This is a genomic window from Collinsella sp. MSK.8.10, assembly GCF_019041915.1.
Lineage (GTDB): Bacteria > Actinomycetota > Coriobacteriia > Coriobacteriales > Coriobacteriaceae > Collinsella.
On sequence record NZ_JAHPYF010000001.1, the window covers coordinates 233,934 to 260,925 of the forward strand.

General features: G+C 60.3%; 19 protein-coding genes, 1 tRNA gene and 1 other RNA gene. 8 read left to right on the plus strand and 13 right to left on the minus strand.

The window, feature by feature from the left end:
- The first annotated feature begins 56 nt into the window (after positions 1 to 56).
- Positions 57 to 133: transfer RNA gene (locus tag KTF55_RS00985), tRNA-Glu, on the plus strand.
- A gap of 634 nt (positions 134 to 767) precedes the next feature.
- On the opposite strand, the gene KTF55_RS00990 is transcribed toward KTF55_RS00985, so the two are convergent.
- Positions 768 to 2,855: a glutamine synthetase III gene (locus tag KTF55_RS00990; RefSeq protein ID WP_195233696.1), complete on the minus strand. Its 2,088-nt coding sequence runs from the start codon at positions 2,853 to 2,855 to the stop codon at positions 768 to 770.
- A 426-nt stretch (positions 2,856 to 3,281) separates the two neighbouring features.
- Here KTF55_RS00990 and KTF55_RS00995 point away from each other — a divergent pair, with 426 nt between their 5' ends.
- From KTF55_RS00995 to KTF55_RS01020, 6 genes are all read left to right on the plus strand, one after another.
- Complete coding sequence (locus tag KTF55_RS00995; protein WP_138339668.1) at positions 3,282 to 4,154, plus strand: methylenetetrahydrofolate reductase; 873 nt, start codon at positions 3,282 to 3,284, stop codon at positions 4,152 to 4,154.
- Positions 4,154 to 4,942: a hypothetical protein gene (locus KTF55_RS01000; RefSeq protein WP_217107587.1), complete on the plus strand. Its 789-nt coding sequence runs from the start codon at positions 4,154 to 4,156 to the stop codon at positions 4,940 to 4,942. Before KTF55_RS00995 ends, KTF55_RS01000 begins: the two co-directional genes overlap by 1 nt.
- A gap of 9 nt (positions 4,943 to 4,951) precedes the next feature.
- Entirely contained in the window at positions 4,952 to 7,504 is a 2,553-nt protein-coding gene (locus KTF55_RS01005; RefSeq protein WP_217107586.1) for a homocysteine S-methyltransferase family protein, read from the plus strand.
- 108 nt (positions 7,505 to 7,612) lie between these two features.
- On the plus strand, positions 7,613 to 8,977 hold the full coding sequence (locus KTF55_RS01010) for a PFL family protein (protein WP_035136908.1): 1,365 nt from the start codon (positions 7,613 to 7,615) through the stop codon (positions 8,975 to 8,977).
- Positions 8,978 to 9,353: 376 nt separating this feature from the next.
- Positions 9,354 to 10,184: a methyltransferase domain-containing protein gene (locus tag KTF55_RS01015; protein WP_226790471.1), complete on the plus strand. Its 831-nt coding sequence runs from the start codon at positions 9,354 to 9,356 to the stop codon at positions 10,182 to 10,184.
- 158 nt (positions 10,185 to 10,342) lie between these two features.
- Positions 10,343 to 10,642, plus strand: a complete 300-nt coding sequence (locus tag KTF55_RS01020; protein ID WP_006234690.1) for a YhbY family RNA-binding protein — start codon at positions 10,343 to 10,345, stop codon at positions 10,640 to 10,642.
- A gap of 58 nt (positions 10,643 to 10,700) precedes the next feature.
- Here the strand turns inward: KTF55_RS01020 and KTF55_RS01025 are convergent, their stop codons facing one another.
- The 8 genes from KTF55_RS01025 to ssrA form a co-directional block, all read right to left on the minus strand.
- Positions 10,701 to 13,700, minus strand: a complete 3,000-nt coding sequence (locus KTF55_RS01025; RefSeq protein ID WP_217107584.1) for a BTAD domain-containing putative transcriptional regulator — start codon at positions 13,698 to 13,700, stop codon at positions 10,701 to 10,703.
- 448 nt (positions 13,701 to 14,148) lie between these two features.
- A complete protein-coding gene (gene nagB, locus KTF55_RS01030) occupies positions 14,149 to 14,877 on the minus strand; it encodes a glucosamine-6-phosphate deaminase (RefSeq protein WP_195233705.1) in 729 nt (242 codons plus the stop codon).
- A gap of 271 nt (positions 14,878 to 15,148) precedes the next feature.
- Entirely contained in the window at positions 15,149 to 15,616 is a 468-nt protein-coding gene (locus tag KTF55_RS01035; protein WP_306421699.1) for a PTS glucose transporter subunit IIA, read from the minus strand.
- A 101-nt stretch (positions 15,617 to 15,717) separates the two neighbouring features.
- Entirely contained in the window at positions 15,718 to 17,055 is a 1,338-nt protein-coding gene (gene glmM / locus KTF55_RS01040; RefSeq protein ID WP_006234694.1) for a phosphoglucosamine mutase, read from the minus strand.
- 124 nt (positions 17,056 to 17,179) lie between these two features.
- Positions 17,180 to 17,575, minus strand: coding sequence for a 30S ribosomal protein S9 (gene rpsI, locus KTF55_RS01045; protein WP_022094634.1), 396 nt, complete (start codon positions 17,573 to 17,575; stop codon positions 17,180 to 17,182).
- Between the two features lie 2 nt (positions 17,576 to 17,577).
- Positions 17,578 to 18,021 carry a 50S ribosomal protein L13 gene (gene rplM, locus KTF55_RS01050; protein WP_217107583.1) on the minus strand — a complete coding sequence of 148 codons (444 nt, stop codon included), beginning with the start codon at positions 18,019 to 18,021 and terminating at the stop codon, positions 17,578 to 17,580.
- A 194-nt stretch (positions 18,022 to 18,215) separates the two neighbouring features.
- Positions 18,216 to 19,094, minus strand: a complete 879-nt coding sequence (locus tag KTF55_RS01055; protein WP_217107582.1) for a patatin family protein — start codon at positions 19,092 to 19,094, stop codon at positions 18,216 to 18,218.
- A 675-nt stretch (positions 19,095 to 19,769) separates the two neighbouring features.
- Positions 19,770 to 20,133, minus strand: a transfer-messenger RNA (tmRNA) gene (gene ssrA, locus KTF55_RS01060).
- Positions 20,134 to 20,372: 239 nt separating this feature from the next.
- On the opposite strand from ssrA, the gene KTF55_RS01065 reads away from it, so the two are divergent.
- Positions 20,373 to 20,807 (plus strand): hypothetical protein, encoded by a 435-nt coding sequence (locus tag KTF55_RS01065; RefSeq protein WP_217107581.1) that lies wholly within the window; start codon positions 20,373 to 20,375, stop codon positions 20,805 to 20,807.
- A 64-nt stretch (positions 20,808 to 20,871) separates the two neighbouring features.
- On the opposite strand, the gene KTF55_RS01070 is transcribed toward KTF55_RS01065, so the two are convergent.
- From KTF55_RS01070 to KTF55_RS01085, 4 genes are all read right to left on the minus strand, one after another.
- On the minus strand, positions 20,872 to 22,887 hold the full coding sequence (locus tag KTF55_RS01070; protein ID WP_226790430.1) for a heavy metal translocating P-type ATPase: 2,016 nt from the start codon (positions 22,885 to 22,887) through the stop codon (positions 20,872 to 20,874).
- A gap of 78 nt (positions 22,888 to 22,965) precedes the next feature.
- The gene (locus tag KTF55_RS01075) at positions 22,966 to 23,211 is read right to left on the minus strand and encodes a DUF6110 family protein (protein ID WP_055250999.1); all 246 of its coding nucleotides are present in this window, start codon (positions 23,209 to 23,211) and stop codon (positions 22,966 to 22,968) included.
- A 195-nt stretch (positions 23,212 to 23,406) separates the two neighbouring features.
- Positions 23,407 to 25,164 carry an ABC transporter ATP-binding protein gene (locus KTF55_RS01080; RefSeq protein WP_217107579.1) on the minus strand — a complete coding sequence of 586 codons (1,758 nt, stop codon included), beginning with the start codon at positions 25,162 to 25,164 and terminating at the stop codon, positions 23,407 to 23,409.
- Positions 25,165 to 26,991 (minus strand): ABC transporter ATP-binding protein, encoded by a 1,827-nt coding sequence (locus KTF55_RS01085; protein WP_217107578.1) that lies wholly within the window; start codon positions 26,989 to 26,991, stop codon positions 25,165 to 25,167.
- Position 26,992 lies beyond the last annotated feature (1 nt).

The window sequence follows — 26,992 nt, forward strand, 5'->3', positions numbered from 1 at the left end:
TCAGTTTGCCAACGATATGTGAACGGCTAAAAAAGTCTGCTATACTCTTTCCCGCTGTCCCCATCGTCTAGCGGCCAAGGACGCCACCCTTTCAAGGTGGATATCGCGGGTTCGAATCCCGCTGGGGGCACCATTTGAATTGAAGAGCCCGTTACCCTCGCGGTAGCGGGCTTTTTGCTACCCATGCGCCGGGATTCGAACCCGACAGGGTGCGGAGCTGAGGAAACGCGAAGCGTTTTCCAGCGCAGCACGCAAGGAGCGAAGCGACGCGGCGAAAGCGGGCGGCGTCAGCCGCACGCGGACATCCCGCTGGGGGCACCATTTAAATTAAGAAGCCCGTTACCCCCGCGGTGACGGGCTTTTTGCTACCGATATGCCGGGATTCGAACCCGGCAGGGTGCGGATCCCGGCATCATCGCAAGGCCTGTGGTCAAAAAATGGCAAATATGAGTACTGTTACCATTTTAGTTACAGAGATTTCATGCCTTCAGAAGGCGATTTAGCCGTCAGGCGTCCTACGGCGGAAAAATTGCAGACGTTTATCGGCTAAGTACTTGGGCATATGTTGCGTAACACTACATATTTTGCAAATAAATAATGTTACAGGACTTGTGACAGTACTCATATTTGACGTTTTTTGCCCATAGCCCTTTATACCTAGGCAAATCGGCGGCAAAACGGGCTTCAAAGCGTCCTTCGCAAACAAAAACCGGGGCCCGCATGATGCGGACCCCGGCTCAATACCGTGACGATATGTCAGTTACGCCCTACACGTAGAACAGGATGTCGTCGTAGGTCGGGACCGGCCAGTAGTCGGCTGCCACGATCTCCTCCATGGCGTCCACGGCGGCACGCAGCGCATCCATAGCGGGAACGACCTCGTGCGCGTACACGTTGGCCTGCTCCTGGCCATCGAGGGCCTCAGCCTTCTGATGCACGGCGTCAAGCGCCTTGATGGAGTCGTTGATGGTGGTGATACCGTTGCAGAGCTTGTTGAGCGTGTTCTGCTCGCACTGCATGGCGGCCTCGGCACCGGCGGCACGAATAGTCTCAAGGCCCTTAGCGACCTTGGTGGCATAGGCGGTAATGACCGGGCGATAGGTACGACGCGCCTCGCGAACCATCGTGGTGGCCTCGATGTTCATGAGCTTGTTGTACTTCTCGAGCTTGCAGTCGTAGCGGCACTGAGCCTCGGCCTTGGTCAGGACACCCGTCTCCTCAAAGAGTGCGATGGCCTTATCGGAAACAAAGGCGGGCAGGGCGTCGGCCGTGGTCTTGTTGTTGGCAAGACCACGCTTCTCGGCCTCAACGGGCCACTCATCGGAGTAGCCGTCACCGGAGAACAGGATGCGCTGGTGGTCGGTCAGGACCTTCTTGCAGTACTCGAGCGCAGCGTCCTGGAACTCATCCTCGGGCGTACCCTCAAGCGCGTCGGCGAAGGACTTGAGCGACTTGGCCACGGCGGCATCGAGCACCAGGTTGGAGTCGGAAACGTTCTGCTCGGAGCCGCAGGCACGGAACTCAAACTTGTTGCCGGTGAAGGCGAACGGGGAGGTGCGGTTGCGGTCGGTGTTGTCCTGCATCAGTTTGGGCAGGGTATCGGCGCCCAGGTCGAGCACGCCGCGCGTGGCATGGACGGAAGCCTTGCCATCGATGATCTTCTCGACGACCTCGGTAAGCTGGTCGCCCAGGAAGATGGACATAATCGCCGGAGGAGCCTCGTTGGCGCCCAGACGATGATCGTTGCCGGCCGAGGCAACGGAGGCACGCAGAAGCTCCTGATAGTTATCGACGGCCTCGATCACCGCGGTGAGGAAGACGATGAACTGCAGGTTGTCGAGCGGGGTGTCGCCCGGGTCGAGCAGATTCTCGGATTCGGTGCCAAGCGACCAGTTGTTGTGCTTGCCCGAACCGTTAATGCCCTCGAAGGGCTTCTCGTGCAGCAGGCAGACCAAGTCATGGCGGGAGGCGATGAGCTTCATCTTCTCCATCATGACCAGATTCTGGTCGATGGCCTCGTTGACTTCGCCATAGACGGGGGCAAGCTCATGCTGGCAGGGAGCAACCTCGTTGTGCTTGGTCTTGGCGGGAATGCCAAGCGCCCACAGCTCATCGTCCAGATCCTTCATATAGGCCGAGACGGTGGGGCGGATAGCGCCAAAGTAGTGCTCCTCGAGCTCCTGGCCCTTGCAGGGAGCGGCGCCAAAGAGGGTGCGGCCGGTAATGACCAGGTCCTTGCGCTTGCGGTAGGCGTCCTTCTTGATCAGGAAGTACTCCTGCTCGTCGCCCACGGAAGGAACGACCTTCTTGGGGGTCTTGCCAAACAGCGCCAAAACGCGCTTAGACTCACGCGAGAGCGCGGTCATGGAGCGCAGCAGCGGGGTCTTCTTGTCCAGGGCCTCGCCCGTGTAGGAGCAGAAAGCCGTGGGGATGCACAGGACATCGTCCTTGATAAAGGCGGGGCTGGTGGGATCCCAAGCGGTGTAGCCACGGGCCTCGAAGGTGGCACGCAGGCCGCCGTTGGGGAAGCTGGAGGCGTCCGGCTCGCCCTGGATGAGGTTCTTGCCCGTAAACTTGGTAATGGCGGTGCCGTCGTGGTTGGGCTCCAAGAAGCTGTCGTGCTTCTCGGAAGTAATGCCCGAAAGAGGCTGGAACCAGTGCGCGTAGTGCGTCGCGCCCTTGGAGATGGCCCAGACCTTCATGGCATGGGCAACGGCGTTGGCCACATCCAGGTCGAGCGGCTCACCGCCCTCGAGGGTTGCAGCAAGGCGCTTCCAAATGTCCTTGGGGAGGTAGTCCTTCATGACTTCCTCAGAGAACACCATGGTCCCGAAGCGGTCAGTAAGTTCGGCCATACGGAACTCCCTTCGTATCGGCACCGCGTGAGAAGCGGTGTTGATTACTAACGAACGAGTCATAGCTTAGACTCGCCGTGTTTCCGCAACATTACCGTTATGTTGCTGTCGCGAAACCAATCAATGAGGTTACCGCATCGCGGCGGCGTTGCCACCCTCAACAGCCAATCAACTGTATAAATTGCAGACCTTTCCCCATGGTTTAAGGGTAGTCAATTTGGGATGGGGCTCTATTAACTGGTATTTCACATCAGATACCAGTCTTTATAGCCCCATCCTAGATTGACCGCCCTGTTATAGGAAATGCCGATAGCAAAGCATTTTCTATTGGTATCCCCAAATAGCGAGTGAAACTCCACCGTGACACAGTGGTGCTGTAGAATCCTTACAACACATCACACTATTACGTATCTAGAGGAGCACGATATGCGCGTCGACGAGGTTTTTAAGCAGGCAGCATCCCAGGGCACCGCACCCGTTTCGTTTGAGATGTTCCCGCCCAAGGGCGAGCTTACCCTCGACACGGCTCGCGAGGTGGCAGGCAATCTGTGCAAGCTTTCGCCGAGCTTTGTCTCGGTCACCTGCTCGGCTGGCGGCTCGGGCAACGGCGCCACCACCGCCCCCATCGCGCATATGATTACGAGCGAATTCGATACACCCTCGGTGGCACACCTTACCTGCGTGGGCCGGTCGCACGCCGATATCGCCGCCAAGATCGACGAGTATCGCACCGCCGGCGTGGAAAACATCCTGGCCCTGCGTGGTGATCTTCCCGCTGGCGCGACCGAGGACGACAAGCCCGCCTCCGACTACGCCTACGCCCGCGACCTCATCCCCGAGCTCGTCGACGCCGGCTTTTGTGTGGGCGCCGCAGCCTACCCCGAAGGTCACATCGCCTGTGAGGACCTCAACCTCTCGGTCGAACACCTCAAGCAAAAGCAGGACGCCGGCGCAAGCTTCTTTGTGACGCAACTCTTCTTTGATAATGAGTGCTTCTACCGCTTCCGCGAGCTTGCCGATAAAGCGGGCATCACGGTGCCCATCACCGCGGGCATCATGCCGTTTATGGGCAAGTCGCAGATTAGCCGCATGGTCTTTATGTGCGGCGCGTCGCTGCCCTCCCCCGTCATCAAGATTCTCGCCAAGTACGAGAACGACCCCGAGAGCCTGCAGGCAGCCGGTGTAGATTATGCCGCCCGCCAGCTTTGCGACCTCAAGGAGCACGGCGCCGACGGCCTGCACCTGTACACTATGAACCGTCCTGCGATCGCCGCGACCATTATGGAGCGCCTGGGGTAATGGAAAAACCGCACATCGATACAACCGCTGTCGAAGTGCCGGCCGACCTTGCGTCGCCGGCGCTTTACCGTGTCGATGCTGCGCACCATCCCCGTGTCGACCGTGCCGAGATGCTGCGGTATCTAGGCTACGGCGGCCAGCAGATTGAGCCCGAGCTGTCACGACGTATTGAGCTTGTGGTCGAGCGTCTGGAACTTGACATTGAGCCCCGTGGCGTGCGCCGCGTATTTGCCGTCGATGCCACGGGCGTGGACGAACAAAGTGAGCCTTGCATTCGCTTGGTCGGCACCAACGTTGAGCTGCGAGGTCGCGATATCTATCGACATCTCAAAGATGCCCGCTTTGCCGCGCTCATGGCATGCACCCTCGGCATGGACGCCGAGCGTCGCCTGCGCACCACGGGAGCCCAACATCCCCTGGAGGGCGCCGTGCTCGACGCCGCGTGCTCCGCTTACGTGGAAGCCGCCGTTGAGCAAATGGACCAGCAGATCAAGACGGACGCCGCCGTTCATGGGCTCGCCGGCAACTGGCGCTTTAGTCCCGGCTACGGCGACTGCCCGCTCTCGGCCCAGCGCTCGATCGTCAATGCGCTCAACGCCACGCGGCTCATCGGCCTGACCGTCACGCCCACCAGCCTGCTCATGCCCACCAAAAGCGTGACCGCGGTGATCGGTCTGTTTGACGGCGAGGTCCACGACGCCCAGACCCGCCCCACCTGCAATATCTGCCGCATGCGCGAGCACTGCCGCTTCCGCGCCGCCCACACCACCTGCTATTCCAGCCATTAGGAGCCCTCGATGTTTACTCCGCTTATCACTCATGATTCTGACGGCACTGCATTGGCGGCACCCGTTGATGCCGCACGTCGCAACGGTGCCACGTACAAGACGCGCACGATCGACGACCTGCGCATTAAGGACGATCGCCTGCGTGCGGCCATCGAGGGCACGGGACACCTGCTGTTCGACGGCGGCATGGGCACCATGTTGCAAGCGGCCGGCATGAAGGCGGGCGCCCTGCCCGAGCTGCTCAACTTTGAGGAGCCCCAGGTTATCACCGATATCCAACGTCAATATGTCGAGGCCGGCTGCGATGTGATCACCGCCAACACCTTTGGCGCCAATGCCCACAAGCTCGACGGTGCCGCCACCGTGGCAGACGTCTTTGCCGCGGCCGTCACCTGCGCCCGCGAGGCCGGCGCCCGCTACGTCGCCGGCGATATCGGCCCCATCGGCGCGCTGCTTCGTCCCTTAGGCACCCTCAGCTTTGACGAGGCCTACGACCTCTTTGCCGAGGAGGTGCGCGCCGGCGTCACCGCGGGTGTGGACCTCTTTATTATCGAGACCATGACCGACCTGGCCGAGATCAAGGCGGCGGTCCTCGCCTGCCGCGAGAACTCCGACCTGCCCGTCTTTGCCACCATGACCTTTGAGGAAGACGGTCGCACCTTCCTGGGAACGAGCCCCGAGGTCGCCGCCATCACGCTCGACGCCATCGGCACCGACGTTTTGGGCATCAACTGCAGCCAGGGACCGGCCGAGCTCCGAGGACTCGCCGCGCGCATGCTCACCGTTACCGACAAACCCGTTATGGTGCAGGCCAATGCGGGACTCCCCCATGTGGACGACGACGGCAACACCGTCTTTGATATCCAGGCACCCGAGTACGCCGAGGCCGTCGCCGGCATGATCGCCGACGGCGTGAGCGTCGTGGGCGGCTGCTGCGGCACCACGCCGGCGCACATGGCAGCGCTGCGCACGCTTATCGATAACCACACGCCCAGTCCGCACCACCGCAAGCCCAGCATGTCGGTCACGAGCGCCCAGACCGTGGTGGACCTCCCCTGCGATGGCCACAAAATCGCCGTCATCGGCGAGTGCATCAACCCCACCGGCAAAAAGCGCCTGCAGCAGGCCCTGCGCGACGGCGATCTGGACTACGTGGTGAGCCAGGGCATCAGCCAGCAGGAGCAGGGCGCCGACATCCTGGACGTCAACGTGGGCCTGCCCGAGATCGACGAGGTCAAGATTATCCAACAGGCGACCGAACAGCTCCAGGGTTCCACGCTCCTGCCGCTGCAGATCGACTCCACCGATCCTGCGGCCGTCGAGGCCGCCGTGCGCCGCTACGCCGGCAAGCCCATCATCAACTCGGTCAATGGCAAGCAGCAGATCATGGATGAGATCTTTCCGCTGGTCGCCCACTACGGCACCAACGTTGTCGGCCTTACGCTCGACGAAGGCGGCATCCCCGATACCGCCGAGGCTCGCTTCGCCATCGCCGAGCGCATCGTGGCCGAGGCTGCCCGCTACGGCATCGGACCGGATCGCATCCTCATTGACTGCCTGGTCATGACCGCCTCGACCAATCAACGCCAGGCCGAGCAGATCCTGCGCGCCATGTCCCTGTGCAAGGAGCGTCTGGGCGTCAAATGCGCGCTCGGCGTGTCGAACATCAGCTTTGGCCTGCCTGCCCGCCCGCTGCTGGGCTCGGTCTTTTTGGCCGCCGCCTTCGGCGCGGGCCTGGACGCCCCCATCATGAACCCGGGTTCCAAGCGCTTTATGGATACCGTCTACAGCTATCGCGTCCTGAGCGTTGAGGACGAGGGCTCGACCGGATACATCGAGCGCTATGCCGGCTGGACCGATCCGTACAAGATCGCCGCCAACCCGGCAGCAGCTCAGGCCGCATCGAGTGATGCCGCGCCTGCCGCGGGCACCGCCGACGGCGACGACGACCCGATTCGTCGAATGGTCGTCTCGGGCCGCAAAGGCGAGATCGCGACCGAGACTGAGCGCCTGCTGGCCGACCACGACGCTATGGACCTCATCAACAATCACTTTATCCCCGCCCTCGACGAGGTTGGCGTCCTCTTTGACCAGGGCAAGTTCTTCTTGCCGCAGCTTATGGCTTCGGCCGAGGCCGCACGCGTGGGCTTCGACACCATCAAGCGCCTAATGCCCGCCGGCGAGATCGCCGACAAGGGCAAGATCTGCGTGGCCACCGTCAAGGGCGACATCCACGATATTGGCAAGAACATCGTCAAGATGCTGCTCGATAACTACGGCTACACCGTCTTTGACCTAGGCCGCGACGTCGACCCGCAAGAGGTGCTCAAGACCGTGCAGGAGCGTGACATTAAGCTCGTCGGCCTCTCGGCGCTTATGACTACCACGGTCGTCGCCATGGAGGAGACCATCAAGCTGCTTCATGCCGAGGTGCCGGGCGTCAAAATCATCGTAGGCGGCGCCGTGCTCACCCCCGAATACGCCAAGCAGATCGGCGCGGACTACTACGCCAAGGACGCCGCCGAAAGCGCTCGTATCGCCGAAGAGGTCTTTGGGCAGTAACACAACGGAAACAACCGAGCACCAAAACGTGCCGCATGCGCCACTTGGCACGTGCGGCACGTTAGAATAGATAAGACTATGCTCGTTTTGGCAGATAGGAGCGCAAGGATGGCGATCACGCCCGCAGAAATCGCGGAAACCCGCGGCATGGTTGAGGAACAGAACCTCGACATCAGGACCATCACCATGGGTGTTTCGCTCATGGGTTGCGGTGACGAGAACCTCGACCGCATGTGCACGAAGATCTACGACCACGTGACGCACACGGCTGAGCATCTGGTCGAGACCGCCGAGAACCTCGAGCGCGAGTACGGTATCCCCATCGTCAACAAGCGCGTTTCCGTCACCCCGGTGGCGCAGATCGCCGCGTGCTGCAAGGATGAGGATCTCACCCCCATCGCGCATGCCCTCGACCGCGCGGCAGAGACCCTCGGCATCGACTACCTGGGCGGCTTCTCCGCACTCGTCCAGAAGGGCATCGGCGACGCCGACCGCCGCGTCATCCAGTCCATCCCCCAGGCGCTCGCTACCACCAGCCGCGTCTGCTCCAGCGTCAACGTCGCCAGCCTGCGCGCCGGCATCAACATGGACGCCGTGCTCATGGCCGCCCAGACCATCATCGATGCCGCCAAGCTCACGGCCGACCAGGATTCCGTCGGCGCCTCCAAGTTTGTCTGCTTTGCCAACATGGTCGAGGACTCCCCGTTTATGGCGGGCGCCGTCCACGGCGGTGGCGAGGCCGACGCCGTCATCAACGTTGGCGTCTCGGGCCCCGGCGTTATGGCCGCAGCCCTGGAGACGCTGCCCGATTCCGCATCGATGATGGAGGTCGCCGAAAAGATTAAGCAGACCGCCTTTAAGATCACCCGCGCCGGCGAGCTCATGAGCCGCGAGGCCGCCCATCGTCTGGGTGTCGAGAAGGGCATTGTCGACCTGTCGCTGGCTCCCACGCCTGCCATCGGCGACTCCGTTGCCCGTATCCTCGAGATCATCGGCGTGGGCACCTGCGGTGGCCCCGGCACAACCTGTGCGCTCGCCATGCTCAACGATGCCGTCAAGAAGGGCGGCGTCATGGCCAGCTCCAGCGTGGGCGGTCTCTCCGGCGCCTTTATCCCCGTGTCCGAGGATGCCGGCATGATCGCCGCCGTCGAGGCCGGTGCGCTTTCGCTCGAGAAGCTCGAGGCCATGACCTGCGTGTGCTCCGTTGGCCTGGACATGATCGCCATCCCCGGTGACACCCCGGTCGAGACCATCGCCGGCATTATCGCCGACGAGATGGCCATCGGCGTCATCAACAACAAGACCACGGCCGTCCGCGTGATTCCTGCTATCGGCAAGGGCGTGGGCGACTGCGTCGAGTACGGCGGCTTGTTTGGCCGTGCGCCCATCATGCCGGTGAACCCCAACGCCGGCACCGTGCTTGCCCACCGCGGTGGACGCTTCCCGGCGCCGTTGAACTCGCTGAAGAACTAGCTGAGGGGTTCGGGCGAGGAGCCCCGGGGAGGGCAAATATATAAGGTCGCCTGCTCGGACAGTCCTGACTCGCACGGAGAGCACATTAAGTGCTCTCCGGCTCGTGCGGAACTCGCGATCGACCTTATATATTTGCCCTCCCCGGGGCTCCCGCACAACGGGACCTCAGTTGGATTCTATCCCGTATGGCAGTCGCTTCGCTCCTGCCCGCCTTGGTTGTGAGGGCGGTTTGGCGTTGGAACGGTTCTTTTTCTGATATATGCTGGTTGCGGCTCTTCTTTTGGGGGGAGTCGCTTTTTTGTTGCTAGGAGGTTGGCCCGTGGTTGATGGGGATGCTCGCTCTGAGCTTCTTTCTGCTGATTGGAATGGCGAGTGGATGCGTCTGCAAGCTGATCGGCGGCGGGCTGATGATTCTTTTGAGTGGGATAAAAGGGCTCGGCATTTTCGGCCGTTGGAGACTGCCCCTTATGCTCGGGATTTTATAAAGCTGTTGGCGCTTGAGCCCGGCGAGTCGGTGCTCGATATGGGGTGCGGGGCTGGGTCGATTGCTATTCCGCTTGCTCAGGCTGGGCATTCCGTGATTGCTGCCGACTTCTCTCCTGCCATGTTGGGCACGCTTGATGCTGGCATTGAGTACTATGGGCTCGAGAATCGCATTACACCGCTTGAGCTTGCTTGGGATGATGATTGGGATTTGGTTGGACCGGTCGCGAAAGCGGTGGATGTTGCCTTTGCCAGTCGGTCGGTTACGACGACCAATCTAAAAGGCGCGCTTGCCAAGCTTGATCGTACGGCTCGTCGGCGTTGTGCTGTCACGATGGTCGCCAACTCCAGCCCGCGCTATGATCTGCACCTGATGAACGCCATTGGTGCCTCGGTTACCTGCAGTAATGGCTTTGTGTACGCCTTCAACATCCTCATTCAAATGGGCGCCCTGCCGCAGGTTACGTACTTTGAATCGCCTCGTCGCGATACCTTCGATAGCCTTGAGGCAGGTGTGGCGGACTTTTCTCGCATGCTCGAGCATGGCAACGAGGATAAGATCGACCGTCTGCGCGACTACATCGCCCAGCACATGATCGAGAACCCCCATGCCGGCGAGCCGGGGTCCAAGGGCGTGCCGCAGGGGCGCTATATGCTCGATCATGTCCGCAAGGTTCGTTGGGCGTTTATTGCATGGGAGCCGGTCTCTGCGCCCAGCTCATAGCCTGTTCGCAGCCCGCACCGCCCACTCACTCGGCATCCGCATTCTTTTTGAACTGGGCAAACGCGCTCCACACCACGCCGTTCCTGCGCTATCGTGGGACAGCTCACGTAGATTAAGGCCCCATCGCGGGGCGCCCCATACATAGAAAGCGAGAACCCATGGCACTGACAGGAGCACAGGTCAAGCAGCTTCGCAGCATGGCCCATCACCTCAACCCCGCCATCATCATCGGCAAGTCCGATGTCAACGAGGGCACCGTCGAGCAGACAGTCGCCTACTTGGAGAAGCACGAGCTCGTTAAGTGCTCCGTGCTCGATGGCTCCAGCCTTTCCGCCCGCGAAGCCGCCGAAGAGCTCGCTGAGCGCTGTCACGCCGAGGTCGTCCAGGTCATCGGCCGCAAGTTCTCGCTGTATCGCGAGTCCTCGCGCAAGGACATCGAGAAGATCAAGCTCGTCTAAAACTGACTGGCCATACCGAGTAGTCTGCGGGCATCCGATTGATTCGGGCGCCCGTTTTTTATCGCTCGACCAGCACGCGATTGAGCCGCCCCTCCACCAAGCGCTCATATAGACGCCGCGTCTCGGGCTCGGGCACGCCATTGACCTGCTCCCTCAGATGGTGCATATGCCCGCTGTACAGCTCGACAATATCGCGCCGCCGGCCCGCCGCACTGTAGACGCGCATGGCGCAGCGCACCATATCCTCGCGCGCCGTTTCCTGCCGAAGCCCCGACTCCGCCAGCCAAATCGCCGACTGCAGATCGTTTTCTTCTAGAGCGGCATTTGCTCCCTTAATCATGCAATCGATGTACTTTGACTGCATAATGCGTCGCATACGCAAAAAGTAGGTGGGATTACAGCCATTGGGAACATACAGCGGTCCGGCATAAAGTTGCTCAATCTTAAGGCACAGTTCAACTAAATGGGGCCCGCGCGCACCCGTGCGATTTCCCAAAACCTCGCGGCTTATCTGGTCAAACAGCCGTACATCGGTCTTGACGTAGTCGCCGTTGAGTCCGATGCATTCATTTTGGATGAGCACACACGACTTGCCATCCGGCGTCGGTCCCAAAGCTGACCGCAAGCGCGATATCGTCGAGTACAGGTTATTGCGGGCGCTATTGAACTCGGCATGGGGCCACAGCTCCATGGCCAGCGTCTCACGATCGACGAGCGCATCCATGCCCAGCGCAAGCCGCTCGGCAAGCGTCGCCGCCTTCTTGCGGCGCCACATTTTGTCCGTGATGGGAAACCCGTCGCGCTCGGCGCGAAACGCACCAAACATGCGAATCTCGATATGGTCGATGGTATCAACGGCTTCAACCTCGCCGGCCTGGAACAGACGCTCGCCCTCCCCTTCCAAATCGTCGCGCAGCGAGTACCGCGACAGCTCGCGCACGGGAAGCTTCTTGCGTATCCTGGCCGCCGGCTCGCCCAGACAATGCATGGCAAGGCGCGCAAAGAGCCGATACGATGGCTCTAGAATCCCCGCGCGATTCATGGACATCCAGGCCGCAAGGTCGCTGTCTCGGCCCGCACAGGCCAAATGCAGCGCCACCATCCAGGCCTCCGCTCCACCAACCTGCGTCTGGCTTATATCGAGTAGCTCCGCTTCCTCGCGCACCGAAACCATCGAGGTGTTACGCAGATATGCCGCGCGCTCCAGCAGCAATGCGTTATCGCGCATGTACGCAATCGACTCCTCGGCAAGTTTGAGCACTTGGACCGCACGGAACTTTGCATTAACCGGCCGTCCCTCTGCCAGTGACTGCCAGCCTTCTAGCAACAGGCCAAACAGCTGAATCTGGTTGTCGCGCATGCGCACGGCAAAACGATCGAGCTCGTTGAACGCCGCATCGTCGGTTACCGGCAAGCCGGAAAGGAGCCGCCGTGCCGCCAACACCATGCGCACCCAGATGGCCATCGCCCTAAGCCCACGTACGTCGAGCGCCTCCCGCACCACCGTCATCTCGTCGTCGCGCTCGTCGGTTCCCGCAAACGACCCGTCAAAGAGCTCCACCAGCATGCTATCGGCCCGTATAACAATCCCCGCGATGTCGAGCTCGCAGTCGTAGGCCTTGCTCGTTTTGAGCTGTTGTAGAACGCCGCCGTCATTTCCCCGCTCGGTCAGACAGCGTTTGACCTCGACATGCGCAGACAACATATCGAGTGCGGTATGGGATGTCTCGATTTCTGGCACGGCCAGGTTCGTAGGAAGCCCAAGCCCGTTGTCCCCATAGCAAACAGCCGTCAGTGTCTGGGCCACCCTCCATGAAACAGGGTCTATTTCGCAGGCCGCCCGTTCGCCCCCGCGTTCGACGACCGATGCCATATAGCGAGCGAGCTTTGTATTGGACACGCTGACCGCTGCCAGATATACGCCAAGCGCTTCGGCAGGCGTTGGCTCTGGAGCCGGATCGTCGGCATCGATCGTGCCCAGCGCCGCTCGGCAGATATCGGCCCCGTGCCCCGTCAGAGCCAGATCGACCCCATACTGCCCAGCAAGTTCAAGGACCGCTTCACGGTCCAAAAAGGCGTCCGCCAGGCCCATCGCCGCATCGCATCGGCCCGCCTTAAGCAAAATCCGGGCTGCCCTCGGAACAAGTTCGGGGCGAACCTCGGCCACCAACTTACGCAAACGCAAGCGTCCGTTATCCTCCGTGCCCAGACACGTAAAACTCCGCTCGGCGGGATCAAAGCCAAAGATCGGGTAGTCGCGTACAAAGTAGGACTGATCGACCATCGACAGCCTCACCCCGCAAGCCTCGAGTTCTGCGATATTGCCCTCGCCCATCAAAACCATGAGACATGCCACGCAAAACAGCGCATTATTGTCGAGCGAAGCCAGGTCGACAAGTGCCGCGCCATATACGTTGACAATCTCGTTTTCGAGCAGGCCGGCTACGTCACCTTGGCCATACAGACCCGTCTGCAATGCCGAGACGAGCTCGGGCACGCCCTGCGTGAGCTGATAGAAGTCAAGCGATGTGCTGATCGAAAACGCCGATGCCCACGCCGAATACTCATAGGCATGCACCTTGAGCATCTGCGCATTGATCTTGACCGAATCGCCCAGCCCATGAATCAGCTGACGATTTGAAGGACGGCAGGAGATAAAGACCCCTACCCCCATAGCGCGCAGCCCGCGAATCCTGTCGATGAGGTCTTCGGTATCGTGCTGATCGAGGTTTGGCACATTATCAATCGCGATAAGGGAGTGCGGTTTGTCTTTGAGTTCTTCGGTAACCACCTCGAGCTGCATAAACACCTCGCGCCCAGTGGCGCGATCGGCCTCGATAATCCGCACGGGGCCTCGCGTCGGGTCGCATTTAACCTCATGGGTGTACTGCAGCAGCACCGAGGTCTTCCCAAACCCGTCGGGCGCATAAAGAACCACGATGCCGGCCTTTCGGCCCTTGGCGATAAGCTCATTCATCAAGCGTTCGCGTCGCACCATATAGCCTCCGCCCAGCGGCATCAGCTCGAGCTCGTCTATACTGCTCAAATCGTTTACCATGCCCGCTCCTCAACTCGACCGTATGGACACTGTAGCCGCAAGACCATACAAGCCGCGCCATGAATAGAGCGACCTTGTGTTTTAGGTTGTCTTTTGGTACGCAAGCGGCAAGTTTTTGTACAGCGAGGGCCGATTGTTATTAATCCCCCGACTAATCGGTCTTTAAGCAGGTAAATGAGCTTGTCAGCTTGTCCCATCTAAGCGGCAGTGTAACGCAGATGAACAAGGTTCAGCTATGTCATTCAACTCGCCTAGCACCCTCTACCGTCTACGACCTTCTAGTGGCATTTTTGCATAGAATCTGGTATAGAATGAATCAGGCTGTTGGACATCCGGCATTCGTCAAGCTTGCGGCAAGTTTTTGGTCGAGTGGGCAAAAAGGGATAGCAAAAAGGCCCCCGCAAAGCGGAGGCCTTAGGCAAGGCTATGTCGAGCTGCAGGATTCGCGCTACTCGCAGAGCGAAAGGGCGGCCTCGTCGGCAACGACAACGCAGTTGGTGTGCAGCTGCAGGATCGAAGCCGGGCACTCGGGCGTAACCGGACCATAGCACATATCGTGCACGGCCTGAGCCTTGGCCTCGCCGTTGGCGACAACCAGGATCATGCGGGCATACATAATGGTCTGAGTGCCCATGGTGTAGGCCTGACGGGGAACATCATCGATGCTGTCGAACAGGCGGCTGTTGGCCTGAATGGTGCTCTCGGTGAGGTCGACGCAGTGCGTGCCCTTGGAGAAGTGGTCATCGGGCTCGTTGAAGCCGATGTGGCCGTTGTTGCCAATGCCGAGCAGCTGCAGATCCGGGTAACCGGCGGCGGCGACGATCTTGTCGTACTCAGAGCAGGCAGCGGCGGCGTCGGGGTTGGAACCGTCGGGCACATGCGTGTTGTTCAGGTCGATGTTGATGTGATCGAAGAAGTTCTCACGCATGAAGTAGTGATAGCTCTGGGGATCGTCGTGCGAAAGGCCGCGATACTCGTCCAGGTTGTAGGTGCTGACCTCGGCAAAGTCGACGTCACCCTTCTTGTACCAAGCAGCGAGCTGCTTGTAGGCACCGATCGGGGTGGAGCCGGTGGCAAGGCCCAGTACACAGTCGGGCTTGAGGATAACCTGGGCCGAGATGATATTGGCGGCCTTGCGGCTCATATCCTCGTAGTCTTTAGCTTTAATGATCTTCATTACGCGTCCTTTCTCGTACAAGAGAGGCAAGGCTCCCTTACAAGCACTTGCCCGCGGCCCGCGTCGGCCGCAACCAACGTGTGCGGCCACCAGGGCGAGGTCGCGTAATGTATGTGTCTCGTGTCTAGCCGCGTCGAGGCCCCTGCCCGTCCACGGTGACCCAAAGCCGTTTAGCTTCGGACGAATCCCATCTTGCCACGGAGGGCGTCCTCTTTCAAGGGCGCCCTCCGTAAACGTGTTTGAATTGTAGGCTAATGGCCACGTGCACTTGCTAGCGCTCGCGAGCAACGATGAGCTGGTCCATCTCCTCGACATGCACGCCAACGGAGCCCTTGATGCTCGAGAACTCAACGGAGTTGCACACCAAGATGGGAACCGTCACATCGTAGCCCTCGGCAGCAATTGCCTCGCGATCAAACTCAATGAGTACATCGCCCTTATGGACGATGTCACCCACTTGCGCATGTACGGTAAAGTGCTTGCCCTCGAGCTGAACAGTGTCCAAACCAACGTGGATGAGCACGTCCAAGCCATCGACCGTGTTAAGCGCAACGGCGTGCCCCGTGGGAAAAATGGCCTCGACCTTGGCATCAGCCGGCGCGATTACGCGCGTTCCGGTGGGCTGAATGGCAACGCCCTGGCCCAAAAGGCCGGTGGCAAACGTCTGATCGTTTACCTCGGAAAGCGGAATGACGTCGCCCGAGATGGGAGCATCCAGCGTAAGGACTCGACCACGCATACCAAAAGACCTTAGGACTTTAGTGAACATGCTCCCCCTCGGACATACCAATCAATCAAAATAACCTTAACAGTTTACCACTCGGCAACGGTTTTTGACCATTAGGGAAGTTCGCGCTTGACAACCTCGACGATGTCGTCGACAACGCGCTGGGTCAGCTCGTGCGTCTCGGCCTCGGCCATCACGCGGACCAGTGGCTCGGTACCGCTCGGACGCACCAGAATGCGGCCGCGGCCGTCAAGCTCCTTCTCGGCAGCAGCGACGGCGTCCCAAATGGGCTGGCAATCGTCCAGACCGGCCTTGTTGTCGGAATGCACGTTGACGAGTACCTGCGGGTACTTCTTCATGATGCCGGCAAGATCGGTGAGGGTACGACCGGTGCGCTTGAGCACGGCCAGCAGCTGCAGGGCCGTCACCAGGCCGTCACCGGTGGTGTTGTGCTCCAGGAAGATGATGTGCCCGGACTGTTCGCCGCCGATGACGGCGCCGTCCGCGAGCATGCGCTCAAGAACATAACGGTCGCCCACAGCGGTCTGAACCATTTCGAAGCCCTGCTCCTTCATAGCGATGGAGAAGCCCAGGTTGCACATGACGGTCGAGACGATCTCGGAGTTGGCTAGCTTGCCGCGAGCGGCAAGGTCAGAACCGCAGATAGCCAGGATGTAGTCACCGTCGATCTCATTGCCCTCGCTGTCCACGAACAGTACGCGGTCGGCGTCGCCGTCGTGGGCCAGGCCGATGTCAGCATGGGTGCGCAGCACGAGCTCGCGCAGGGGCTCGAGGTGCGTAGAGCCGCATTCAACGTTAATGTCGGTGCCGCAGTAATCGGTGTTGATAGCGTGCACCGTGGCGCCCAGGCGCTGCAGCGCGGCGGGCGTAGTCTGGCAAGAAGCGCCATGGCCGCAGTCGACGGCAACGACCAGGCCGTCGAGCCTCAGGCCATCAAGCGTATCGATGGCGTGGTCGACATATGCCTTGCGGGCGTCCTTCATCTTGATAATGTGGCCCACGCCGGCGCCGGTCGGCAGCGTATCGGCAGCCATGGCTTCCTCGGACATGACCCAGGCGCTGATCTCTTCCTCGACAGCATCGGGGAGCTTCATGCCCTTGCGGCTAAAGAACTTGATGCCGTTGAACTCCGGCGGATTGTGCGAAGCGGAGATGACGATGCCGCCGTCGAGCTCGTTCTGAACGGTGAGCAGTGCCACGGCAGGCGTGGGGATGACGCCGCAGCAGTGCGGACGGCCGCCCTCGGCCATAATGCCGGCGGTCAGAGCGCTCTCGAGCATGGTGCCCGAAAGGCGCGTGTCACGGCCGATGCAGATGTCCGGACCAAGGAACTTGGTCGCCGCGCGGCCCAGGCGAAACGCGAGGTCACACGAGAGGTCGGCATTGGCGACGCCACGGACGCCGTCGGTACCGAAGATGTTCTGGGGCATAGGATCGCTCCTTCCCTAGCAGGCGATATGCAACCGCCCACCCTAGTCGAAAAAGAAAAGCGGGACCCGCCGAGGAAATCGGCAGGCCCCGCTTGTACATTGTATCTCGAAAGGAGATAAAACCTTAGCGCTTGGAGAACTGGGGAGCGCGGCGGGCCTTCTTGAGGCCGTACTTCTTGCGCTCGACCACGCGAGCATCGCGCGTAAGGAAACCGGCCTTCTTGAGGTCAGCACGGTAGTCGCCAGCGTTCAGAAGAGCGCGAGCGATGCCCAGGCGCAGAGCGCCGGACTGACCGGAGATGCCGCCGCCATCGCACAGAGCGATAACGTCGAACTGACCGGCGGTGTCGGTCACCTTGAAGGGAGCAAGGGCGTTCTCAACGAGCTGATGACGGCCGAAATACTGCTCGGCGTCACGCTTGTTGATGGTCACCTTGCCGGTGCCGGGGACGAGACGGACGCGGGCGACGGCGTTCTTACGACGGCCGGTACCCTGGTAGACAACGGTGTTCTCAGCCATCTTTAAGCCTCCAGCTCAATCTTCGTGGGGTTCTGGGCAGCGTGCGGATGCTCGGCACCAGCGTAGACCTTAAGCTTGGTCATCTGGGCACGGCCGAGGGTGGTCTTGGGCAGCATACCGCGAACGGCGCGCTCGATGACCTTCTCCGGGTGCTTCTCCATAGCCTGGCGGAAGCTCTCAGCCTTGAGGCCGCCGTTGTAGCCGCTGTGGCGATAATAGGTCTTCGTGTCGGCCTTGTTACCGGTAAGCTGGACCTTATCGGCGTTGATGACGACAACGAAGTCGCCGCAGTCGCTGTTGGGCGTGAACTGGGGCTTGTTCTTACCGCGCAGGATCATTGCGATCTGGGTGGCAAGACGGCCCAGGACAGCACCATCGGCGTCGACGAGAACCCAGTTGCGCTGGATCTCGCCCTGCTTGGCGTAGTGAGTCGATTTCGAAATCACTTAGACTCCTCCATGTACAGTACGTGTTGTTACAGAGATTCACGGGGCTCTGCAAGTAACCCGTCCATATTACCCCGCTCGTCGTACGAGTCAACAGGTATTTTGACTCCGACCAGAGTTTCTGCACATGTCATCCACGAGCCGTGATCTTTCCAGCTCTTTAGCTGTTGTCATTTTTTGAGGGTTCGCCGTCGCTAGCGTTCAACGAACTCTTGGATTTCCGCGAGCAGGCGCTTTGCCTCCTGACGGCCCTGGATATACAGGTCCAAAAGCTTTGCCGAATCGTGCTCGACATGGCCGACCTCGACCGGCTTTTGCGGAGCGACGACCAACGCGCGGCCCTCGCGCTCATACTTCCACAGGTGCATGCGCTGGATGTTGTAACGGTCGTGGCGCGTCTCGATAGCCTCGAGCAGATAGGGGTAGTCGGCATAGCGGGCGCGCGCGGCAGGCATAAACTCGTAGGGCTTTTTCTCATACGAACGGTCCTGCGTGACAATGACAACCGCGCGGTCGAAGCCCGCTTCCTCCAGCACGTGCTCGATGGGGACCGAATCGGCCACGCCGCCGTCGACGTATTTGTGCCCGTCAATCTCGACCGGCGGCGTCACCAGCGGCAGCGACGTAGAGGCGCGCACGGCATCGAGGTCAAGTACGGCGCTTTTGACCGGGAGATACGTGGCGGTTCCAAAGAGCATGTCCGTCGCGACGGCGTACATCTCGATGGGGCTCGCGTCGAACGTCTCGTTGTCAAAGGGATCCAGGCGGTCCTGGACATCGTTGAAGATGAAGTCGTAACCCACAATAGAGCCCGTGGACGCAAACGATGCGGCGCCCATGAAGCGGTTGTCGTTGCAGAAAGCCAGGTTGATGCGGTTGGCACGGCCGATCTGATGCGACTTGTAGTTCACGCCGTTGAGGGCGCCGGCCGATACGCCATATACCGCCGGAATCTCGACGCCGGCCTCCATGAGAACGTCGAGCACGCCCGCGGTGAACTGTCCGCGAAAACTACCGCCCTCCAGGACGAGCGCGACCTTGCCGGCGTTCTTTGCCTTATCCTCTGCAGTCATGTTGACCTCCTGCTGTTTCGTTTTGGCCTTCTTCTACCCAGTTTTGGGATAGAGAGCGCATTGGTTTTGGAGTTGCGGAGGGCGGGGCGGTCAAGTCAACCCCAGAGTATGAGTTGCCGCCGGGAAAGCGCATCCCACCCTGCGTTGCTGCGGCGTTTTCTTTACGCCCGCGCCCTGCGCAGAGTTCGATTCTCCGCGGTACGGGGGATCCGTTGATGCTGGGCTTGACCAGCTGACATTCGACAAACATCGCATCCGTTTTGAGTCGAAAGTTTGCGCGGAGAATCCGCGTATTTGCTTCGCAAATCCGCACCGGCTTCGGCCGCCTGCCGGCGCCCTCGCCCGCTCGCTACAAACGCTTCGCGTTTGCTTGACGCTCGCGCCCTGCATAGAGTTCGATTCTCCGCGGTTTGGGGCTTGCGTTGGAGCGGGGCATGGGCAGCCGGAGCTTAATCGACATCGCATAGATATTGGGCCGGGGCGTTGCGCGGAGAATCCGCGTATTTGCTTCGCAAATACGCACCGGCTTCGGCCGCCTGCCGGCGTCCTCGCCCGCTCGCTACAAACGCTTCGCGTTTGCTTGACGCTCGCGCCCTGCATAGAGTTCGATTCTCCGCGGTATCTGTAATTAATGAAAAAGCAGGTAGAGACACTTCTCTACCTGCCTGTAACTAGTGGTGGAGGCGCGGAGAATCGAACTCCGGTCCACGAAAGCCCCCTGATTGGCATCTCCAAGCTCAGTCGCTGGTTTAGTCTCGGACGCCTTGCGCACAGCGACACGCTCGCAGCATCCCAACCGGTTCGGTCTTAGCCCGCGCCATACCGATTACGTGCGCGGGAGCATTCCCCTAAAATGACGTCGCGCCGGTGTCGGGGAAATCACCGGGTTGACGCGCCGCTATAAACTAAGCAGCGAGAGCCATAGGCTCAAAAGAAGAGTTGTTGTCAATTCAATTTGACGGTACCCCCGTTTAACGAGGCGAGGAGACCTCGGCTTGCTTCCTCTCTCAGAGCTATCGTGTCGAAACCAGTCGCCCCCGAATGTTGGGAAAGTCTGGATGGTATCGGGCCTGCAAACACCCGATAACCGTCGACTTTTCAAGGAACACGCGGGATGAACCCCGCTCGTGGATAGCTATCTTACCACGTTCTAAAGGCAGACAGCTGCTCTATGCACGAGCTGTGAAGACCCTAATGTGCACCATACTTCGCACTTTTGCCACCGAACGCGTCACGTATATTTTCGCCAAGCAAAATTGACCCGTCGAAAGGACCGTTATGGATACCAAGCAGCAACTTGTCAATGCCCTCGCAGGCCTGGGCTCAACCATTACCGAAGCTATGGATGTCATCGAAGGCTTTGTCCCCTGCGGGCATCCCGCCCTCACGGTATCGAACGCACTCGTCGCGCTGGACGCTGACGATGATGTAGCTCTCGCCCAGCAGCTCGAGACCGTCGAGGGCTTTATCGACCACGTGAGCGAGAACCGCGGCGTGGCCGCCTACCACGACATCGAGATCGAGCTCGCGGGCCCCAAAGCCGATCTGCTCGCAGCAATCCGCGAAGTAGGCACCCTTATGCAGACCGCAGGCGTCAAGAACACCCAGGTCAACGAGTGGGTCTACCGCAGTCTGGCAGCACTCGACAGCTCCGACGAAAAGGCAGCCGAGCAACTCACCGAAATCCCCGCCATCAAAGCTGCACTTGCCTAAAAAGGCCTGCACCCTGGCGGCTGCGGTACCGCCCGAATGCAGGCCATAAGCTCAATCGAAAACCCTAACGCAGGTAAGCCTTCGCGTTGCTCAGGCTGTAGGCGATCGTCGAGCCGTTGTGCAGCAGCGACGACGCCTGTGGGGTAATCGCGCCGGTAATGCCTAGCGCCAGCAGAGCCGAGTTGGTGAGCATCACCTTAGAGTAGGAGCTCGTCAGACGGTCGATGAGACCCTGGCTCATACGGCGCAGGCGCACGATCGCGGCAAGGTCCGTATCGGTCAGGATGATGTCAGCAACTTCCTTAGCGATATCGCTTCCGCCACCCATCGCCAGGCCCACGTCGGCTAAACCGAGCGCCGGCGAATCATTGACGCCGTCGCCCACCATGGCGACGTGACGGCCCTCGCGCTTGATTTGCTCCACGTAGGCGTACTTGTCCTCGGGCAGCAGCTCGGCCTTAAACTCGTCGACCCCTGCCTCTCGCGCAATGCGCTCGGCCGTGCGCTCGGAGTCGCCCGTGAGCATAACGACATGCTTGACGCCCAGCGCATGCAAATCGGCGATGGCCTCGCGCACTCCGGGCTTAAGCGGATCCTCGATACCGAGCACGCCGACGACTTTGCCGTCGACCGCCAGATACAGCGGCGACAGACCCTGCATCTGGGACTCAATTTGCTCTTGCGTCTCTGCCTCTAGCTGGGCATGCTCGTCATCGAACACAAAGTGAGCGGAGCCGATGATGGCGCGACGCCCTTCGATGGACGAAGCGATACCGTGCGCCACGATGCACTCGACGGCGGCGTGGCGCTCGCGATGCTCGAGCTCACGCTCGCGTGCCGCATTGACCACGGCGCTTGCCACCGGATGCGGGAAATGCTCCTCCAAGCAAGCGGCAAGACGCAGTACCTCGTCCTCGCACCAACCATCGGTGGTGAGCACGCAGGCAAGACGCGGCTGTGCCTCGGTGAGCGTGCCGGTCTTATCAAACACTATGGTGTCGGCCTTGGCAAACGACTCAAAGTACTTCGCACCCTTGACCATGACGCCCATCTTGGCGGCATCGCTCATAGCGGTCATGACGGCAACGGAACCCGTGAGCTTGAGTGCGCACGAGTAGTCGACCATCAGCGCCGCCGAGGTCTTGATGAGGCTACGCGTGGTGAGAGCGACAAGACCCGCGAGCAAGAAGTTCCACGGGACGATCTTGTTGGCGAGGTCTTCCATGTGCGACTGGCCCTCGGATTTGAGTGAATCGGCCGTCTGCACGAGCGAGACGATCGAGCGGAGCTTGGTCTGAGCCGTGTTGGTGCGCACGCGCACCAAGATGCTGCCGTCTTCCACGACGGTCCCGGCGAACACGTCGTCGCCCACGCTGCGCTCGACGGCCAGTGGCTCGCCGGTCAGGGTCGCTTGGTTGACCATAGCGCTCCCCTGCTCGACAACACCGTCGATGCAAATGGACATGCCAGTGCGCACGGCGACCAGATCGCCAGGCTCAAGCTCGGTGGCGGGAACGCTCACCTCGGTGTCACCGACCACTTTTTGTGCCTTATCGGGCACGTCGAGCAGCGAGTTGATGAGCTCGTTTTCGCTCATGGCGCGCGTGTAGTCCTCGAGCAGCTCGCCCACGTTGAGCAGGAACATTGTCTGGCCCGCGGTGTCGACGTCGCGTTTGACGAACGAAATGCCGATGGCCGAAGCGTCGAGCACAGGAACGGTCAGACGCGGCTGCGCCAGCTCATGAAGGGCAGCGCGCAAAAATGCCATGTAACCGGCCACGACAAACACCGCACGCAGGGGCGTGGGCAAAAACCAGCGACGTGCGTAATGGGCACCGACGAGTGTCGCCAGGTCCATAACGAGTTTGTGCTTGCGCGGCTCGAGTTGCATCACGTAGCCCGACTTGGCATCGGCGACGGCTTGAGCATCGAGTGCGCCCAAGGCGTCGAGCACGCTCGCACGACACTGCTCGTCGTACTCCAGCGCCATCTGGCCAATGCGGCCATACACGCGCACTTTGCGCACGCCGTCGATTTCGCCGCCAAGCTTAAGAAGTGCATCGAGATCGCTCTCTGGCACAGGACCCGCCAATTGAAGACGGGTCCTGCCGGGGATCTCGCTAATAATCGAGAATCTCATAGTTTGTGCCTGGGAGCGTTACTCGGCTGCCTCGTCAGCAGCGGCCTCGCTCTGGGTGATGTAGGCAGCCTCGGCAACCATGTCATCGACATTGGCCTTGGCCTGCTCGACCATGTCCTGGTAGCCGTTCTTGATGCGCATGCCGCACGCGATACCCTGCACGCAGGCATTCTTTACCGGAGCGCTGGTGAGCAGCTTGATGCCGGCCGTGCCGAGCAGAAAACCGCCACCGACAAGCAGGGTGTTGAACGTGGACTTCTTCATGATGTCTCTCCCTTTTGCCGCATTGGACGCGGCACGGTGCCTCAGCACCCGAGTAAACAAGTTTGCTCGAGCACGCTTTTGAAATATCTCAATTTTATCTAACTATCTAGGTCAGCCATGGCTAACCTTTTGAAAATTAACGATGCGGAGTAACCGATTGTCAATGTGACAAAGGGACTGTCCCTTTGCCCCTTCTTACAACTGCCAGGTAGCTGCTTCCTTTTGCAGCGCAACCATGCGGGCGAATTCTCCACCTGCCGCCTTGAGCTGCGCCGGAGTGCCCTGCTCGGCAACCACACCGTCCTTGAGTACAACGATTTTGTCGGCATTTTCTACCGTACGCATACGGTGGGCAATAACGATAACTGTCTTACCTGTAAGCAGACGGGAGAGTGCCTGCTGTACCACGGTCTCGTTCTCCACATCCAAACTCGCCGTCGCCTCGTCCAACAGCACGATAGGCGCGTCTTTGAGCAGCGCGCGAGCGATGGAAATGCGCTGGCGCTCTCCGCCGGACAGCTTTGAGCCGTTCTCGCCAATCATGGTGTCATAGCCCTGCGGCATGCGGCTCACAAACTCGTCGCAGTTGGCGGCACGCGCGGCAGCAAGCACTTCCTCATCGGTGGCATCGCGACGACCAAGACGGATGTTTCCCATCACCGTGTCGTCAAAGAGCAGCACGTCTTGGAACACAATGGCGTAGTCGCGCAGCAGCACCTCGGGGTCCACGCTCGCAACATCCACGCCACCCACGGTGACCGTGCCTTCGGTGGCATCCCAAAAGCGCGCAGCCAGGCGGCTCACCGTAGACTTACCGGAACCCGAAGGACCGACCAGCGCCGTAACTTCGCCTTCCTTGGCGGTAAAACTCACATCGATAAGAACTTTCTCGCCGGCGCGGCCGTCCTCGCCCGCACCATAGCCAAATGCTACGTGATCGAACACCACATCGTGGCCCACGGGCTCAAATTTCTCGCTGCCCCGCGCCACAGGCTCTTCCATGATGGAACGCATGCGCTTGGCAGACGACTCGGCGACAAACAGCTCGGACACTAACATTAGCGCCTGGTCAAACGGCGCGTAGATACGGCTCACCATAAGCAGGAAGGCAAACATCACCAAAAAGTCGACCTGCCCGGAGGCGACCATCGTGGCGCCCGTGACCAGCGTGGTGGCAATGCCCAGACGCAGAATGGAGAAGGCGGAGTTGACCAGAAGCCCGTTGACGAGCTCGCCCTTGGTGGTCTCGCGCTCCTCGGCATCGATCACGGCGTTGAGCCCCTCAAGATAATGGGCCTCCTGGTTGGTGGCGCGGATTTCGCGCACGCAGTCGAGCGTCTCCTGGATCGCCTCGGTGACCTTGACCTTCTCGGCGCGCACGCGGTCGAACACCGGGGTCATGGGGCCACGTGTCAGATACAGCACGGCAAAGGCCACGGGAATGCTCCAAAACGCCGCGACCGCCAGCTGCCAGCAAAAGAACAGCGACGCCACGAACACAATGGCGCTTGCGATGATGGCGCCCCAGAGTTCTCCCAGCACATGGCTGTAGGCGTGCTCCATAGTCTGAACGTCACCCATGATGGTCTCGGTTAAATCGGCCAGATCACGACGACCAAAAAACGACAGCGGCAGTTTGCGCAAGCGCTCGGCGATCTCCATACGCTGCTTGCCGCACTCCTCGTAAAAGATGCAATAGGTGTAGTAATACTGTTGCCAGTTAGAGGCAAAGAGCAACACGAAAAAGACCAGGAGGCCGCCCACGATCGGCAGGGCATCCGGCAGGTCAGCCCCGCTGGCGAAATGCTCGACAAAGCCGGCCATAACCAGGAATAAAAAGCCCATGCCGGCCATGGTAATAAGATTGGTGAGCGCGGTCCAGAAGACACCGCGTTTTACGCCGGCGATGCCTTTATCGGATAGGAAATACTTCTTTTGGAATGAGGCGAACATTTAGGCCTCGCCTCCCTTCGCGACGGCGGCATCCGCGGTCGTAGCAGTAATCTTCCAACTCGCGGCCTGCTCGTACTCGGCCCACATCTTGGCATACAGGCCATTTTGGGACAGCAGCTCGGCATGAGTACCCGACTCCTGCACGCTGCCCTGGTTAAGCACCACGATTTGGTCTGCGCCTACTACGGTCGAGAGCCGATGCGCAATCATAATGACCGTGCGACCCGCCGCCAGCTTGCTAAAGGCGCGCTGGATGAGCGCCTCGTTCTCGGGGTCGGCAAACGCCGTGGCCTCATCGAGCACCACGATAGGCGCGTCTTTAAGGATCGCGCGGGCGAGTGCCACGCGCTGGACCTCGCCGCCCGAAAGATATGCTCCGCCGGCGCCGAGCATGGTGTTGATGCCCTGTGGGAGCTTGGCCACAATGTCGTCGCACTGAGCTGCGGAGAGGGCCGCACGTACTTCGTCATCAGTGGCCGTAGGCTTGGAGGCGCGCACGTTATCGGCAAGTGTTTGTCGGAACAGTTGGTTGGTCTGGAACACGAAGGCGACCTGGTCCATAAGCTCGTGTGGATCCATATCGCGAACGTCCACACCGCCTACGAGCACTCGACCCGAGGAAACATCCCAAAAACGCGGGATCAGGCTTGCGCAGGTTGACTTACCGCCGCCCGAAGGACCCACCAGGGCGAGGGTACTACCAGCGGAAACGCTATAACTCACATGGTTGACGGCAGGCGCCTCGGCGCCTTCGTAGGTAAAGCTCACATCCTCAAATCGCACGTCGTTGCCGGCAGGGTGCTTGGGTTGGGTGGGCACGGAGAGCTGTTTGGAATCCATAACGCTTCGGATGCGAGCCAGCGAATCGGCACTCATCTGAGAGGCCTCGCCCACAAACATGAGCTTGGTCATGGCCGTCGGCACCACGGCCGAAAATATCGCGTAAAACGTGAAGTTTGCCATAAAATGCGCGAAGTCCGTCTCGCCCGGTGCCAACAGCAGCGCCACGGGCAGCAGGAATGCCACAAGACCATTGAGCGCGGTAAGGTTGAGCACCTGCGGGCCTCGGCAGAACGTGCCCGAATAGTTTTGTGCCATGTCGGCGTATTCGGCGATCGCATCGTGGAAGGCCTTAAAGGAGTAGACCGTCTGCTGAAACACCTTGACCACGGGGATACCGCGTACGTATTCGGTACCGGTCTTGTTCATCTTGACCAGCGCGCCCATGTAGGCCTTCATAAACTCGCCGCCCTTGCCGCCCATCATGGTGGCCATGGCGCCAAGCGAAACGGCGACCGAGATAAGGCATGCCGCGCCCAAGCGCCAATCGAGGGCGAAAAGCAGCACGAGCAAGCCCACGACCATGGCGGTGGCGCCGGCGATATCGGGTAGCATGTGCGCGAGCAGGGTCTCGGTGGAGGCGGCGCATCCGTCTACGATACGGCGCAGCTCACCGGTGGCATGCGTGTCAAAGTAGCCAAGCGGCAGCTTAAGCAGGTGCTCGCTCGCAGTCTTGCGAATATTGGACGCGCAGCGAAACGCGGACAGGTGCGTGCACATGAGCCCCACGAAATACACTACGATGCTTGCCAGGGCAAAACCAACGGCCCACCAGCCATACATCGCGATATCGGTGGCTTCGCTCCAGTTAGGCGCCACAGCGATAAGGTCTCGCGCGACAAACCAGATGCACACGTACGGGCCAAAGCCCAGCAGCTGCGAGAGCGCCGAGAGCGCCATGCCCAAATACGTTAGGAATTTACGGTCACCAGCATACGCGAGCAACTCGCCGATGCCTCCACCTTCCCTTTTTGATCCCTTTGCCATG